Source organism: Flavobacterium humi (assembly GCF_004745595.1).
GTDB classification, from domain to species: domain Bacteria; phylum Bacteroidota; class Bacteroidia; order Flavobacteriales; family Flavobacteriaceae; genus Flavobacterium; species Flavobacterium humi.
Genome location: NZ_SRLH01000007.1, coordinates 87742 through 104126 on the forward strand (window position 1 = coordinate 87742; position 16385 = coordinate 104126).

15 protein-coding genes are annotated in these 16385 nt (G+C 41.9%); 14 read left to right on the forward strand and 1 reads right to left on the reverse strand.

What is annotated here, in order from left to right; all coding sequences use genetic code 11:
- Positions 1-27 precede the first annotated feature (27 nt).
- From E4635_RS12865 to E4635_RS12890, 7 genes are all read left to right on the forward strand, one after another.
- Positions 28-1431 carry an efflux transporter outer membrane subunit gene (locus tag E4635_RS12865; RefSeq protein WP_135527109.1) on the forward strand — a complete coding sequence of 468 codons (1404 nt, stop codon included), beginning with the start codon at positions 28-30 and terminating at the stop codon, positions 1429-1431.
- 312 nt (positions 1432-1743) lie between these two features.
- Complete coding sequence (locus E4635_RS12870; RefSeq protein ID WP_135527110.1) at positions 1744-2760, forward strand: hypothetical protein; 1017 nt, start codon at positions 1744-1746, stop codon at positions 2758-2760.
- A 7-nt stretch (positions 2761-2767) separates the two neighbouring features.
- A complete protein-coding gene (locus E4635_RS12875) occupies positions 2768-4405 on the forward strand; it encodes a thiol protease/hemagglutinin PrtT (RefSeq protein WP_135527111.1) in 1638 nt (545 codons plus the stop codon).
- A gap of 57 nt (positions 4406-4462) precedes the next feature.
- On the forward strand, positions 4463-4591 hold the full coding sequence (locus E4635_RS15905; RefSeq protein ID WP_262710644.1) for a hypothetical protein: 129 nt from the start codon (positions 4463-4465) through the stop codon (positions 4589-4591).
- A gap of 17 nt (positions 4592-4608) precedes the next feature.
- Positions 4609-5457: a bifunctional helix-turn-helix domain-containing protein/methylated-DNA--[protein]-cysteine S-methyltransferase gene (locus E4635_RS12880; protein WP_135527112.1), complete on the forward strand. Its 849-nt coding sequence runs from the start codon at positions 4609-4611 to the stop codon at positions 5455-5457.
- Positions 5458-5468: 11 nt separating this feature from the next.
- Positions 5469-6182, forward strand: a complete 714-nt coding sequence (locus E4635_RS12885; RefSeq protein ID WP_135527113.1) for a 2OG-Fe(II) oxygenase — start codon at positions 5469-5471, stop codon at positions 6180-6182.
- A gap of 3 nt (positions 6183-6185) precedes the next feature.
- Positions 6186-6428 carry an Ada metal-binding domain-containing protein gene (locus E4635_RS12890; RefSeq protein ID WP_135527114.1) on the forward strand — a complete coding sequence of 81 codons (243 nt, stop codon included), beginning with the start codon at positions 6186-6188 and terminating at the stop codon, positions 6426-6428.
- 3 nt (positions 6429-6431) lie between these two features.
- Here E4635_RS12890 and E4635_RS12895 read toward each other — a convergent pair whose 3' ends face one another.
- The gene (locus tag E4635_RS12895; RefSeq protein ID WP_135527115.1) at positions 6432-6971 is read right to left on the reverse strand and encodes a hypothetical protein; all 540 of its coding nucleotides are present in this window, start codon (positions 6969-6971) and stop codon (positions 6432-6434) included.
- A gap of 118 nt (positions 6972-7089) precedes the next feature.
- Between E4635_RS12895 and hpt the strand changes: the two genes are divergently transcribed.
- The 7 genes from hpt (at position 7090) to E4635_RS12930 (ending at position 16380) form a co-directional block, all read left to right on the forward strand.
- Positions 7090-7623, forward strand: coding sequence for a hypoxanthine phosphoribosyltransferase (gene hpt / locus E4635_RS12900; RefSeq protein WP_135527116.1), 534 nt, complete (start codon positions 7090-7092; stop codon positions 7621-7623).
- Positions 7624-7658: 35 nt separating this feature from the next.
- A complete protein-coding gene (locus E4635_RS12905; RefSeq protein ID WP_135527117.1) occupies positions 7659-8231 on the forward strand; it encodes an adenylate kinase in 573 nt (190 codons plus the stop codon).
- A gap of 37 nt (positions 8232-8268) precedes the next feature.
- The gene (locus tag E4635_RS12910; RefSeq protein ID WP_135527118.1) at positions 8269-9558 is read left to right on the forward strand and encodes a hemolysin family protein; all 1290 of its coding nucleotides are present in this window, start codon (positions 8269-8271) and stop codon (positions 9556-9558) included.
- 201 nt (positions 9559-9759) lie between these two features.
- Positions 9760-10767 (forward strand): GTPase ObgE, encoded by a 1008-nt coding sequence (gene obgE, locus E4635_RS12915; protein WP_135527119.1) that lies wholly within the window; start codon positions 9760-9762, stop codon positions 10765-10767.
- 175 nt (positions 10768-10942) lie between these two features.
- Complete coding sequence (locus E4635_RS12920; protein WP_135527120.1) at positions 10943-13093, forward strand: S46 family peptidase; 2151 nt, start codon at positions 10943-10945, stop codon at positions 13091-13093.
- Between the two features lie 97 nt (positions 13094-13190).
- The gene (locus tag E4635_RS12925; protein ID WP_246020788.1) at positions 13191-14189 is read left to right on the forward strand and encodes a hypothetical protein; all 999 of its coding nucleotides are present in this window, start codon (positions 13191-13193) and stop codon (positions 14187-14189) included.
- Positions 14152-16380 carry a hypothetical protein gene (locus E4635_RS12930; protein WP_135527121.1) on the forward strand — a complete coding sequence of 743 codons (2229 nt, stop codon included), beginning with the start codon at positions 14152-14154 and terminating at the stop codon, positions 16378-16380. The genes E4635_RS12925 and E4635_RS12930 overlap by 38 nt, the downstream gene beginning before the upstream one ends.
- Positions 16381-16385 lie beyond the last annotated feature (5 nt).

Consider the following 16385-nt stretch of genomic DNA (forward strand, 5'->3'; position numbering starts at 1 on the left):
ACAAGATTCATTCTAAAATATATGATTATGAAAAAACAGATGAAAAAATATAGCGCCCTCTTTTTGTTACTGACGGTTTTTGGTTCTTTCGCCCAGGAAGTCAAAACTCCAGCTGTTCCTGAAAATTTCAGAAATGCAACAGTTCGGGATACGGCCACAATAGCAGGCAAGCCATGGAAAGAATTTTTTACCGAAACAGACCTGGTACAACTCATAGAAGGTGCCTTGGCCAAAAACAATAGCCTACAAGTCGCTGAAGAAAACATAAAAATTGCGAACCTACAATACAAACAGTCCAAATGGGGCAATGTACCGCAGGTGAATGCTTTTGTCAACAGCAGTTACAGCAGGTTGTCCGAGAATAGCCTCAACGGAAGGAATGCACAGCTGGCGTTAGGCCAAAACCATATTGAAGATTATTCAGCTGGGATCAACCTATCGTGGGAAGTTGGGATCTGGGGCAAAATCCGGAACCAGAAAAAAAACGCCCTAGCGGTGTATATGCAAACGGCCGAAGCCAAAAAAGCATTGCAAACTACTGTTGTAGCCAATGTTTCCAAAGGGTTTTACGATTTATTGATGTTGGATGCCCAGCTTGATATTGCCAAAAAAACACTGATGCTCAATGACAGTACTCTTTTTATGGTTACCCTTCAGTTTGAAGCAGGACAGGTTACCTCATTGGCCAAACAGCAAACAGAAGCCCAGCGACTGGCTTCTGCCCAACTGATTCCGCAATTGGAACAGAATATTCTGCTTCAGGAAAATGGGTTGAGTATCCTTACGGGGACATTTCCGGAAGCAAAGGAAAGAAACAGCAGGCTTCATTTACTTGAGGTAAAAGAAAACCTTTCCACAGGGATTCCTGCCCAATTAATCAGCAGAAGGCCGGATGTAAAAAGTGTTGAACTTGCCTTGAAAGCGGCCAATGCCAAAGTCGGGATCACAAAAGCAAATTTGTATCCTTCCTTAAATATTACTGCAACGGCCGGTGTCAATGCTTTTGAGGCCAGCAATTGGTTTACCATTCCGGCTTCATTGTTCGGTTCGGTGGCCGGTGGTTTGACGGCGCCTCTGTTACAAGGCAAAAAAATCAGGACACAATACGAAATCGCCAAAATACAACAGGAACAGGCTACTATCGAATTCAGGCAGGCTGTATTGGTCGCGGTAGGAGAAGTATCGGATGCTTTGGCTAAAATAGACAAGCAGTCTGCACAATATGCTATTGCCAGCCAGCGCGTGGAAACACTTAAAAAAGCGGTTGCCAATGCCCATATGCTTTTCAAAAACGGTATGGCAACCTATCTGGAGGTCATTGTTGCCCAAAGCAATCTTTTAGCCGCAGAATTGGAATTGGCTACTATTAAAAAAGACAGATTATCATCAAATGTCGAATTATACCGTGCGCTTGGGGGTGGATGGGAATAATTGATTGGAGATGAGGTTTGTTGTTGAAATCCCGGGGTGATGGCCGGGATTTTTTCGTTTTTATAAAATAACGAAATTTTGGATTCAATCATATATGTAAGTTTTTTCTGTTTAATTTTTTAACAATTTTTACGTGAAAACCACACACGCATGCAAGCTTATATGGTGACCTTTATGCCGTTTTATGCTTAAAATATATTTTGTATCTATTTGATTTATATTGATTTAATAGTTTGAAAATACACGAAAACATAAAATGGCAGACCCGGAAAAGCCTCAATAGAGTACGGAAAACCTAAACAAAACAACAACATGAAAAACGTAAAAATTTTAGCCACAGCTTTTTTTGTAGCTATGGCAGCCAATGGTGTAAAAGCACAGGTTATTACAGGATCGTCTCTTTTTTCTCCGTCTGCGGGTGGAGCGAGGATACTTTCTGCCCAAGGAAATACAGCGGCGAATCCGGCGATAGGATTTCAAAGTGCAGTGTCTACTCCGGCAACTGCCCAGAATGATGGTGGAGGCGGTAACGGGATATTTCGTCCTTTGGCGAATACCATGGCTTTTTCCACAGCAAGTGTAGAAAGGATGCGTATCAATTCCGGTGGGTTTGTAGGGATAGGCACTGCTAACCCGGTTCAGGCCCTTCATGTAAACGGTAACGGATATATAGAAAACGGTGCTTTGACCGTAGGTTTGTCGGCAGCCTCGAATACCTTTTCAAAATTCCAGGTACATAACGGAGCGATGATGGTTTCAGGTGCCAATGGAGCTGGGGGAGCGATGGTCGTTTTTAGTGATAACGTCGCACCTACTGCCTATCCAAATGGACGTTGGGGAATAGAATATGTGCCCAATACAGGTTTGAATTTCTGGAAACCCTGGAACCCAAGTACCGGTGGTGGCGGAAATTTTTTTATGCTTCTCAAGGATGATGGCAAGATAGGCATGGGAATCGACCCTGCAAGCTGTACCAATGCTTTTGCAGGCGGATACAGGCTGTATGTCAAAGACGGTATTTTGACCGAGAAAGTAAAAGTGGCCAATTATTGCGCTTCTAATTGGGCAGATTATGTTTTTGATGCGAATTATGCATTACGCCCGCTTTCAGAAGTGGAAGCTTTTGTAAAAGAGAACAAGCACCTGCCAAATATCCCTTCGGCTGCAGCTATTGAAAAAGAAGGCCTGGACCTTGCCGATATGCAGGCCAAACAAATGGAAAAAATCGAAGAGCTTACGCTTTATATGATTGAAATGAAAAAAGAAATAGAAATATTAAAAAAGGAAAACCAGGCATTAAGATCTTCTATTGTTTCACCTTCTAAATAATAGAACCATGAAAAAATATATCTTATATTCCATTATTTCGCTGCTGTATTGCTATTCGTTGTGGAGTGCGCCTGTGTCTCCGGAATCCGCAACCTTAGCGGCGAAGAATTTTGATATTTCCATGAACGGAAATACTCAAAGGCCAAATGTTGAATTGGCCTATACCGGAGTGACCCCAAGAGGCACAAATGCTTTTTATGTATTTAATATCAATAACCTGAGATTTGTTATAGTGGCTGCTGAAGACCGTCAGGAACCTATATTGGCGTATGATTTCAACGCTCCTTTCGATGTTCGCAACCTATCGCCGGAAGTCCTTTATTTTTTTGAAAATTATGGTGAAGAAATACAATTTATCATCGATAATAATTCAGAGCCTGAAGCCACAACGGCAGAACAATGGCAAATCCTTCTCTCAAATTCAGATGTCCCTCCGGCAATCACGCATCGTTCCACTACGGTAGGTCCTTTATTGTCAACCTGCTGGGGACAAGGATGGCCGGATAATTCGCTTTGCCCGGTTAGCGGAAGCTGCCAGGCGGTTTCAGGATGTGTGGCAACAGCTATGTCCCAAATTATGAATTATTGGCAATATCCCCTTAGCGGAAACGGATCCAACTCTTATTCCATAGCGCCTTACGGGACTTTGACGGCTAATTTCGGTGCTACCACCTATGGCTGGACGGGAAGTGCGGCAGACCGCGGAAGAATCATGTCTGATACAGGTATTTCGGTAAATATGCAATACACTTGTTCCAGTAGTGGTGCTTGGGTATTGCTGAATGACCAGTCAGGATTCCATCCGCGGGCAGCACAAAATGCATACACCAGCCATTTCAGGTATGATACCGGAATCCAAGGCGTGCGCAGGACTAATTATTCGTACAACAACTGGAAAGACCTGCTACGCGACGAACTCAATAACAGCCGACCGGTGCAATATGCAGGCTGGGGCAGCAGCGGTGGCCATACTTGGGTATGCGACGGATACCACCAAAATTTCTGGGGTACAAAGTTTCACATGAATTGGGGCTGGAATTGCAGTAACAACGGGATGTACCGCTTGGGAGGCATCGGAGGGAACCAAAGTGATTTCCCGAGTAACGAACAGGCACTTATCAATATAAAACCTGCACCATGTCCTTCAAATGTTAGCATTTCAGGAACCTATTCCAACACAATTACACAGTCGGGAACCTGGATTGTCAGCAACAGCACCACTATTATCCCTTCCGGAGCTACGGTACGGTTGGATGCAGACCCGTCCAACGGTTTTGTACTGCTCAACGACGGGTTTGAAACACAACCTAATGTCTTGTTCATTGCCCAGGCTTTGGACGGATGTGGAGCAGCACTCCCAAGCCGCCCGGTTATAGAAGTGTATGATACGGCTGATGAAATCGCCTCTAAAGACATAACGGCTTCTACAATCAGGGTATATCCAAACCCAACAAACGGAATGCTGAATGTTGAATATCCTATGTCAGTGAAGGAATTGAAACTATATGATATTGTCGGGAAACTGCTCCTGGCCAAAACTGTTGGTAAAGAAGGACGCGCTTCATTGGATCTAACAGCCATTCCGCCTGGTATTTACTTCCTGAGTTTTGACGGGCAGACCACCAAGAAAATAGTAAAAGAATGATTTCAAAAGTGATTTTATAATCCTTTTGGGATTTTGAATAAAAAGGCAATTGCAACGATGGAATTTACCGTCTTGCAATTGCTTTTTTGCATTACTTTGGTAAAGATTCAAAGCGAAGGGAATGTCCTGAAAATAAAATACAGCAAGTTTCGGATTTCGATCCACGGAAAAACGACAGATCTTTGACTTGAAAACATAACGCCATGAACGAACAGCAAAATATCAATTACAACCGGATCGCAGAAGCGATAGAATATATCACGCAAAATTTCAAAGAGCAGCCTAATTTGGACGAAGTTGCCGAAAAAGTACATTTGAGCCCGTTTCACTTCCAGAAGCTTTTTACGGAATGGGCAGGGACAAGTCCTAAGAAATTCCTGCAGTATATCAGCATCGGCCATGCCAAGAAATTACTCAAGGAAACCCAGTCGAGTTTGTTTGATGCCGCTTATGAAACCGGGCTTTCAGGCACAAGCCGGCTGCATGATCTTTTTGTGACCATTGAAGGGATGACACCGGCCGAATATAAGAACGGAGGCAAAAACCTGCTCATAAACTATAGTTTTGCAGAAAGTATTTTTGGGAATATTATGGTGGCTTCGACGCCAAAAGGGATTTGCCATATGGCTTTTTATGAAAATGAAACCGAAGCACTCGAAGTCCTCAAAACAAGATTCCCGAATGCATCATTTAACAGGAAACCGGACCTGATACAACAGGACGCTCTTTTTATTTTCCAGAATGACTGGACTAAAATGAACGAGATAAAACTCCATTTAAAAGGAACTGACTTTCAATTGAAAATTTGGGAAACCCTGCTGAAAATCCCAATGGGGCAAATGGCTACTTACGGAACCATTGCCAGGCAAATCCACAAACCCAATGCTTCAAGAGCAGTAGGAACCGCCATTGGGAGCAATCCTGTCGCTTTCCTGATTCCGTGCCACCGTGTGATACAATCGACAGGAGCTATTGGCGGCTACATGTGGGGCACAACACGGAAAACCGCCATATTAGGATGGGAAGGAGTCCAAACAAACCCTCAACCATAAATCCAGGCCCAATGTCAGCTATACAATTAAAAATAAACAGCATTCGCTGGGCGGGGATCATGGAAGAAATGCATGACAAAGGATTTGCCATTATTCCAAAGTTGCTCGACGAAACCCAATGCGAAACCCTCAAAGAGAATTATACCAATCCGGTCAGTTACAGGAAGACAGTAGTAATGGAACGTTACCGCTTCGGTTTAGGGGAATATAAGTATTTTGATTATCCGCTTCCGGCACTTATCCAAACCATACGGGAAACGGTTTACCCATACCTTGCACCCATTGCCAATGCCTGGATGAAAGCACTGCATATAGATACTTCTTTCCCTTTGCAGCATGAGGAATTGCTACGGAATTGCCATCAGAACCATCAAAACAAAGCTACCGTCCTGATTTTGAAATATGGGCAAGGCGGATTCAATACCTTACATCAGGATTTATACGGAGAGGTGTATTTCCCGATTCAGTGTGTCTTGTTTTTAAACGAACCCGGCCAGGATTTTACCGGAGGCGAATTTGTATTGACCCAGCAAACACCCAGAGCACAATCGAAAGCTATGGTGCTCCAGCCTAAGAAAGGAGATCTGCTGATTTTTACCACCAATTTCCGTCCGGTAAAAGGAACGAAAGGCTATTATCGGGCGAATATGAAACACGGTGTAAGCGAAGTTCTTACCGGAGAACGACACACACTCGGGATTATTTTCCACGACGCATTAAGCTGACAGATGCTGTACCATTCTGAAAATAGCGATCGCGAGGTCCGCAAGCAAATCAGAGGCAAAGGCATTTGCTTTGGTGGCAACCTAAAGCTGAAGATTTATGGGATGCTGCACTGTAATTCGGGCAAAAGGATGAAAAGGGAAAACAGGGTCTTTTTTCTTTCGTCAGCAGAAGCGAAGGAAAACGGTTTCCGGCCTTGCGGGCATTGTATGAAAGCGCAATACCGGCAATGGAAGGGATTGCCGTGAATTTTAAGAGCGCTGTTTTTTCTTCAAAACTTCTCTCGCCGCCGCTTTATAGGCAGCTGATTGCTCTGCATAATCCTTATCGATAATAAGGTGCAATTCGTCTTTAATCCAGGGATGTTTCCGGGAAAGATGGTGCAGTGTTTTCATAGCGTATACTTTACAGGCCACACGTTCGTCCCGAATGAGCCAATCCAGGCAAATCTCAATGATTTTTTCCTCCTGTGTTTCGGTAAGGGTTATTTTTGTTGTCGTTCCGAGGAAAAATGCCACCCGTGATATACCTCTTATTGCGGAATCGTTTTTTATGGAAACAAAACTGCTGCAAATATGATCTACATAATCGGAGAGCAATTCAGTTTGTTTTTCGGCAATCATTTCCAAAATCCAGACGCCTTTGTAATGATTTTTATATTGGATGTCAAGGGCGATGGCACAAAGTTCCCCGAGGTATTCCGGATGCTGCAAGATAAAATCCCGCAATCCGTTCCTGCAATTTGTACTGGCATTACTGCTGTCGATCCTTTTAAAAAAAATAGTTTCCATAAATTACCTCGTCTGTCCGGGCTTTGGCCTTGAGCCAAAAATAAATAAAATCTCCGAAGGTAAGATTAACAACTGAACACTAATTTATTATCTTTGCGAATTATTCTATAAGATACATATGGAAATCAAACTACACGACAAATATTTTGTTCCTTTCATTTCGGCACAGGAATTGGATTTCGCCATTCAAAACATGGCCAAGCAGATTGAAGATGATTTTGCAGAGGAAATACCTGTTTTTGTTGGTGTCCTTAACGGTGCCTTTATGGTGGTTTCCGATTTTATGAAGCATTATACGGCTCCTTGCGAGGTGAGTTTCATCAAAATGGCTTCGTATGAAGGGACTTCTTCGACAAACGAAGTGAAGCAGCTTATCGGGATCAACCAGGACCTTACCGGAAGGACGGTTATCATTATTGAAGATATCGTAGATACCGGAAATACCGTAGAAGAATTAAAGGAACTTTTCAAAAAACAAGGCGTGAAACATTTTAAGATCGCCACACTTTTCTTCAAACCGGAAGCCTATAAAAAGGACATTAAATTAGATTACATTGGTATCCGCATCCCGAACAAATTCATAGTGGGGTTTGGACTGGATTACGATGGCCTGGGCAGGAACCTGCCGGAAGTTTACCAACTTAAAGACTAACACACAACTCAATTTATAATTCACAATTCACAGTAATGATTAATATCGTTTTATTTGGAAAGCCGGGAGCTGGAAAAGGAACTCAAGCAGAATTTTTAAAAGAAAAATACAATCTGACGCATCTTTCCACAGGGGATATCTTCAGGTTCAATATGAAAAACAATACGCCTTTAGGGGTTGAGGCCAAAAGCTATATCGACAGAGGTGATTTGGTACCGGATGAATTGACGACCAATATGCTTATCGCAGAAGTTGAAAAACACCAGGACACAGACGGATTCTTGTTTGACGGTTACCCAAGGACACTTTCCCAATCGGAAGCTTTGGATCGGTTTTTAGCCACTAAAAATCAGGAAATCACCGCTACTATTGCTCTTGAGGCTGATGATGAGATTTTAGTAAAACGCCTTTTGGAAAGAGGGAAAACATCCGGAAGGATTGACGATCAGGACGAAGAAAAAATCAGGAACCGTTACCAGGAATACAACGAAAAAACAGCTCCTTTGATCAATTATTACAAAGACCAGCAAAAATTCCATGCGGTAAATGGCATCGGGACCATTACTGAAATTACAGAACGGTTAAGTAATGTGATCGAAAATTTGTAATTTAGTAGCAACTATACAATAACCAAAACAAAATACGTTGGAAATACTCATAATTTTCTTTTTAATACTTCTTAACGGTGTTTTTTCCATGTCGGAAATCGCCTTGATTTCTGCCCGGAAAAACCGTCTGGAATCGGCAGCAAAAAAAGGAAATACCAGTGCCAAGACCGCACTTGACCTTGCTAATTCACCCAATAAATTCCTTTCAACGGTCCAGATCGGGATTACCCTGATTGGAATCCTGACGGGTATTTATTCTGGCGATAAGGTAACGGATGATGTGAAACTATTTTTGGACGGATATACTTTTTTCCAGCCGTATTCGGCAAGTCTTTCCGTTGGGATAGTAGTCGTGATCCTGACATTTTTCTCCTTGGTTTTAGGAGAATTGCTGCCTAAACGGATCGGCCTGAATTACCCTGAAGCAATTGCCAAAGGAGTTGCCGTACCCATGAAAATAGTTTCGATCGTAACGGCGCCTTTCATCTGGTTGCTGACAAGTTCTACGGATTTCATCTTAAACGTCCTGAAAATAAAACCCACCGCAGACGGTAAAGTGACCGAAGAGGAAATCAAGGCTATCATCAAGGAAGGAACCGAAGGCGGGGAAGTACAGGAAATCGAGCAGGATATTGTGGAGCGGGTTTTCCATATCGGTGACCGGAAAGTGAATTCCTTAATGACCCACCGCAAATCGTTGGTGTACCTTTCGATAGAAGATGACGATCTGAAGTCGCTTAAAGCCAAGGTTTTGGATGAATTGCATTCCGTTTATCCGGTTTGCGAGGACAATCTTGATGAAGTAGTGGGCGTTGTTTTGCTCAAAGACTTATTTGCCAGTTTCGAAAAAGGGAAATTCGACCTGCGGGCCATCACCAAGGAACCGGTTTATTTTATAGAACATACTTCAGCCTATAAGGCTTTGGAAATATTCAAGAAATCAAAAGTGCATTATGCTTTGGTTACGGACGAACATGGTATGATCCAGGGGATTATCACTTTAAATGACATCCTGGAAGCCCTTGTGGGTGATGCCTCAGATTTTTATGAAGAAGAATTCCAGCTGGTAGCCCGCGAAGACGGAACCTGGCTGGTTGACGGGCATTATTCACTGCACGACTTCCTGACGTATTTCGATATGGATGACCTGATTAACGATTACGATGTTACCACTGTCAGCGGATTGATTATGACCGAATTGTCGTATATCCCGAAAGTTGGTGAAAAACTCATTTGGAATAAAATGGAGCTGGAAGTGATTGACATGGACGGAATCAAAATCGATAAGGTTTTGGTGCGTTCCTTAAATAATAAGGAAGCGAATTAAAAGAAGCAGTCACGTGTGCTGAAATTAAATATTAAGAAGAAGAATACAATGACAGAAGATTTGAAATTAAAAGGAGGACAGCCGGTGGCTGCCAGGTACTTTTTAAAGTCTTTTGGATACTAATAAAGATTTGAAATTAAAAGAAGGACAGCTGGCTGGTGGCTGGCAGGTACTTTCCAAGTCTTAATAAAGAAAAGAATAATGACAGAAGGCAATTTCGTAGATTACGTAAAAATATATGTTTCTTCCGGAAAAGGAGGGAAAGGATCTACGCATTTACACAGGGAGAAATTCATTGAAAAAGGAGGCCCGGACGGAGGTGATGGAGGCCGTGGCGGACACGTATATTTAGTAGGTAATAAAGGATTATGGACGTTGTTCCACCTGAAATTCGCACGTCATGTCAAAGCAGGGCATGGAGGAGACGGGGGAAGTTCGCGCAGTACCGGCCATGACGGGGAAGATAAATTCATTGAAGTGCCTTTAGGGACTGTAGTCCGCGATAAGGATACCAATGAGATTTTATTTGAAATTACAGAAGACGGAGAACGAAAAATCCTTGCTGAAGGAGGAAAAGGAGGCCTTGGAAACTGGCATTTCAGAAGTTCGACAAACCAAACACCACGCTATTCGCAACCGGGAATGCCGGCACAGGAAGCCGATGTGGTTCTGGAATTAAAAGTCCTGGCCGATGTCGGTCTTGTAGGGTTCCCAAATGCAGGGAAATCTACATTATTGTCCGTGCTGACTTCCGCAAAACCCAAAATCGCCGATTATCCGTTTACGACTTTGAAACCTAACTTGGGAATCGTGGCGTACAGGGATTTTCAATCTTTTGTAATTGCAGATATCCCGGGGATTATTGAAGGAGCAGCCGAAGGTAAAGGTTTGGGGCATTATTTCCTGCGCCATATCGAACGGAATTCGACTTTATTGTTCCTGGTTCCCGCCGACGCAGACGATATCAAGAAAGAATACGACATCCTTTTGGACGAATTACGCCGTTACAATCCGGAAATGCTCGACAAAGACCGCTTGATTGTTGTTTCCAAGTCGGACATGCTCGATGATGAGCTCAAAGCGGAAATGAAAAAACAATTGGACAAGGATTTTAAAGGAATCCCGTACCTGTTCATATCATCTGTAGCACAACAAGGGCTGACAGAACTGAAAGACAAATTATGGCAAATGCTCAATACCGAAGCATAAACAAATAGGGTACCCCAAAGGGTGCCTTTTTTATTGGAGTTAAGTCTGGGTTATGTTTTTGAGGAATTAACATAAAAAGTTAAAATTTCCTTAACAAAAGAATTTACAGACCTTTATTTTTCAGCTAATTGCCAAAAAAAAGTATATTCGCACCACTAAAAAAATGAAACCAATTATGAAAAAATTACTTTTATCCTTAATCGTGGCCATTATGCTTGTTCCAACAAGTGTCAAAGCCGACGAAGGAATGTGGTTTTTAATGTTCATCGAGCGTTTGAACCACAGAGATATGGAAAAAATGGGATTGCAGCTTACCTCTGAAGAGATTTACAGCATCAATCACCATAGTTTGAAAGATGCCATCGTTCAGTTCAACGGAGGATGTACGGCAGAAATGATCTCAAAAGACGGTTTGGTACTGACAAACCACCACTGTGGTTATGATGCTATCGCCGAATTGTCTTCTGCGGAAAAAAATTATTTGAAAGACGGCTATTGGGCAGGAAGCAGAAAAGAGGAAATGAAACCGTCAAGCTTATTTGTCCGTTTCTTTGTCCGAATGGATGATGTTTCGAAACGTATTTTGTCAAAAGTGAACGATCAGATGACAGAATTGGAAAGGGAAAAAGCCATCAACCAGGAAATCGCAGTTATTGAAAAGGAAAACAATGAAGGTGGGAAATATACTGTTTCCGTTCGTTCTTTTTTTCAAGGGAATGAATACTATTATTTTGTTTACCAAGATTATAAAGATGTTCGTTTGGTAGGTACGCCACCTGAAAGTTTAGGGAAATTCGGCGGGGATACAGACAACTGGGAATGGCCTCGTCATACGGCGGATTTCTCTATGTTCCGTGTGTATGCAGATGCTAACGGGAATCCGGCAGAGTATTCTCCGAACAATGTTCCGTTACAGCCAAAACATTATTTGCCTGTAAATATCGGTGGTGTGAAAGAGAACGATTATGCGATGATTTTAGGATATCCTGGACGTACCAACCGTTGGATGCCGGCAAGCGGAATCGAACAAAACGTAAAATTTGCGTATCCTGCATGGGTTGAGGCCTCAAAAGTAGGGATGGACAATATGAAGAAATACATGGATCAGAGCGAAGCTTTAAACCTGGTATATGCTTCAAAATATGCAGGTGTTGCCAATTACTGGAAAAACCGCCAGGGAATGATCGATGCGTTGACTAAATTCGGTACTGCCAAAACAAAAACAGCACAGGAAGCAAAATTCAATACCTGGGCGAACCAACCTGAAAATAAAGCCAAATACGGAAACGTGGTGGCAACCATTAATAATTTCTACAAACTTACCAACGAGAAAGCACGCCATGATAATTACCTGAATATTTTATTCAGGACTTCAGCTATGGCTCCAGTTGGAAGGACTATCGGGAAACAATTGGAAAATTACGTAAAAGCAGATGTTGCCAAAAGAGCTCAAATGGCTCCGGCTATTATGGAAATGGCTGACGAATTTTTCAAGGAAATCCATATTCCTGCCGAAAAAGACATCCTTGCGGCCCAACTGCATTTGTATGCTACAAAATCTACAGGTTATGCCATTGCTCCTTTGGTTCAAAAAATGGGTGCAGCAAATGGCAATGATTTTGCTAGAGATGTAAACACGATCATTGACGGTAGTATTTTTGCTTCCAAAGAAAAAATCAAATCGTTCTTAGATATGCCAAGTGCCGAAGTATTGGAAAAAGATCCTTTATATGTGCTTTCTAACGACATGTTGAAACATTTGGTGTCAAAATCGGATGAAGTGGCAAAAGCGCAAAACGATTACGGAGCGGCTTTCCGTAAATTGGTGGAAGGTTTAAGAGAATCCAAAATCGGTGAAATCAAATACCCGGATGCCAATTCTACTTTACGTTTAACGTATGGTAAAGTGCGTTCGCTTCCGGCAGACAAGCGCAATGATGCCAAAATCAATAATTATACAACATTGCAGGGTCAAGTGAAAAAATACAAAAAAGGAGATCAGGAATTTGATTTGCCGGCACGTGTCCTTGAAATGAACAAAAACAAAGAGTTCGGGCGTTTTGGAGACAAAGACGGTTCCTTACACGTTAATTTCTTGACTGACAATGATATTACTGGAGGAAATTCAGGATCGCCGGTATTGAACGGAAAAGGCGAATTAATCGGTTTGGCATTCGACGGAAACATCGAAGCAATGGCCGGTGACGTTATTTTCGACAAAAAACTGCAAAGAACCATCAATGTAGATATCCGTTATGTATTATGGGTAATTGAGAATTTCTCCAATGCAAAACATATCGTTGACGAGATGACCCTTATAAAATAAAACCGTTTTTAATGGTAAAAGCCGCTGCGATGATGTCGTAGCGGCTTTTTTATTACCTGTATTTTTTTACCTTTACGGAGAAATTACTTCAGAAATAATGAAAAGAATATTAGTAATGTGCTGTTTTGCCTTGTTGTTTTCGTGCGGGAAAAAGCAATCGCCTGATGTATCGTTTTATTATTGGAAAACAGCATTCCGGCTTTCGGCTGCAGAAAAGGAAATATTGTCAAAAAATGAGGTAAGCAAACTCTATGTCCGGTATTTTGATGTCGCTTTGGTCGACAATAAACCATTTCCTATAGCGCCGGTACGTTTCGTGGAAAACCCCAAAAACTATAGAATTGTCCCGGTTGTATTTATCAAGAACGAAGTTTTCCTGTCCAGGGATATCTCTTTGGAAAAGCTTGCCGGGCATGTCTTACAATTGATCCGCCAGATTGACCAGGCCAATACGATTCAAAACACCGAAATACAGATTGATTGTGACTGGTCTTTAAACAGCCGGGATAACTTTATGGAATTCCTCCGGATATTAAAAAAGAAATACCCTAAAACAATTTCGGCAACCATACGTTTACACCAGGTGAAATATTTCAAGGAAACCAAAGTCCCGCCGGTAGATTATGGCGTTTTAATGTTTTATAATATGGGTAAGCTGGGAGATGGGGAATCAAATTCCATATACGATCCGGCCATTGCAAAACGTTATTTGCCGTCGTTAAAAGAATACCCGCTCAAACTGAAGGTGGCGCTGCCTGTTTTTTCATGGATCGTGCATACCCGGAACCATAAAATCGTGAACCTGATTTCGAAAATAGAAATGGAAAAATTCAGCCATAACCTTAATTTTGAACCGACAGGTGACAATGTGCTCCGGGTGAAGGAAAATACATTGTGCGAAGGGTTCTTTTTTAAAGAAGGAGACCAGCTGAAAGCGGAAAAAATCACACCGGAGGATTTGCATGAAATGAGCCGGCTGCTAAAGGCCAATCTTTCTCAAAAACCAGATGAAATCATTTATTACGATTTAGATAACAACAATATTAAAAGAATTCAAGATGAGTATTTTTTCAAAGCCAATAGTGCAAATTTCTAGTGCTGTTTTCGTAGCTGCCGTTTCCGTTCTTTCGTTATGTTCCGACGGTGACTGGGATTGGGTTGGCGGCTATTCCAGTTTTGCGCCTGAAGCCTATGTGCAGGATAAAAGTTATGAGAAACTGTTCTATACAACCAATATGTTTTATGGCGAAACAGGCTACGATGACGCGCATTCCGGCCGGTTTTCCAATACAGTTGCAACAGACTGGAAGCATTACCTGAACGGAAAAATAAGCGATAAACAGCTGGATTTCTTGATTTTGAATGATTCTGCTGACACAGAAGCCAAGGAAGTATTCAATGCCATTACCCGTAAAAAAGAAAATAAATGGTCCCGGAAATACGATTTGAAAAATGATAAGGTGAAGAATTTTTTCGTGTTCCTGAATTTGGCCAAAACCATAGAAACCTATGCAAACACAAGATTGAGTTGGAATTATGATGAAGGCGGTTACGGCCAACAAGAGCGTATGGCGACCGGCCAAGCCAAAAAAATCGAAGCGGTTTACGATGCGGCCAAAGATCCTTTCCTGAAGAACAGGTATTGGTTCCAGGCCATGAAGGCCCATTTTTACAGCGATAACAAGAGCAACGCCATCCTGTTTTTCAATAAAACCCAAGCCACATTGGACAGGAATGAACTCTACTACCGAGGTTTGTCTTATGTCGCAGGTGCTTTATATAAAGCTAAAGATTACAGCCGTTCCAATTTCCTGTACAGTATTGTTTTTGATAATTGCCCACAGCTCAGGACGGTAGCAACGTATTGTTTCCATCCGCAGCAACAGGCAGATTTCAACCAGTCTTTGGACCTGGCTAAAACCAACCAGCAAAAAGCCGCTTTATGGGCTTTGTATGGTTATTATGCCGATGAAGTTTCGGCAATCGAGAACATATATGCCCTGGATGCCAAAAACCCGCACCTGGATTACCTGTTGAGCCGGGCCATCAATATTGCCGAATCCAAAATGAATTCATCAGACTGGAATTACGGGTACGGTAGTAAAATCAACACTGATAAAAGCCGCCTGAATGATAAATTATACCAAATCATCAGTAAGGCAGCTACTGAAAAGAAAGTGAACAATCTGTATCTCTGGCAGATTGCCGTAGGCTACCTGGAAGTGATAAAAAGCAATCACACGGCAGCGTCCAATTATTTCAACCAGGCGGAAAAGAACATCCCAAATACCGAACTGGCTAAAGATCAATTGCACCTGTTTAAAGTGTTTAACGAAGTGGCTTCGGTAAAAAAGATTGACGCTGCCGCAGAAAACAAACTGCTTCCTCATCTGGAATGGTTGTTTTCGTTGGAAAAATCAAACGGCTACACTTCTTCCCTACGTTATAATTTCCTAACGAGCTGGACTAAAAATTACCTTTCCCTTTTGTATAAAAACAAGAAAGAAGATGTCCTTTCCGAACTGTTTTACAGGCAGAAGGATTTTTACCTGAACCCGAAAAGAGTAAAAGATATGGAAGCATTTTTTACTAAAAGCCAGAAGTCAGATTGGGAAAAATTAGCCATGTCCCTCTATACTGTCACCCTGGATGATATTTACGAGTTCAAAGCCATACAGCATACTTATAATAATGAAATCGATCAGGCGATAGTGCAGCTGGAAAAAACGATGAAGGCTAAAAACGATACATTGCCCGGGAATCCTTTTAACGGGAACATAAAAGATTGTAATGACTGTGATCATGTGGCGTATCAGAAAACCAAATTTACAAAATTGTCCTTCCTGAAGAAAATACAGGAAATGCAGAAAAGCTTGGCTTCCGGTACAGATAATTACAATAACAGCCTTTTGTTGGGCAATGCCTTTTATAATTTGTCCCACTATGGTAATGCCAGGGCGTTTTACGGCAACAAGATAGTGGACCAGTATGGCAATGATATCGAAGAACATTACCAACCGATGCTAATGAACAATCAGTTATCGGGTGTGTATTATCAAAAAGCATTCGAAAATGCCAAAAATGACGAGCAAAAGGCGAAAATGACCTATCTTTTGTCCAAAATTGAAAGGAATGAATTTTACAAAACATCGCAATTCAAACCGGATGAAGTAGATTTTACCGCCTGGAACGGATTCAAAAAACTCAAAAAAGAATATTCCAAAACGAAATATTATCAGGAAGTAATCGAGGAATGCGGTTATTTTAAGAAATACCTGGGGAATTAAAGGTA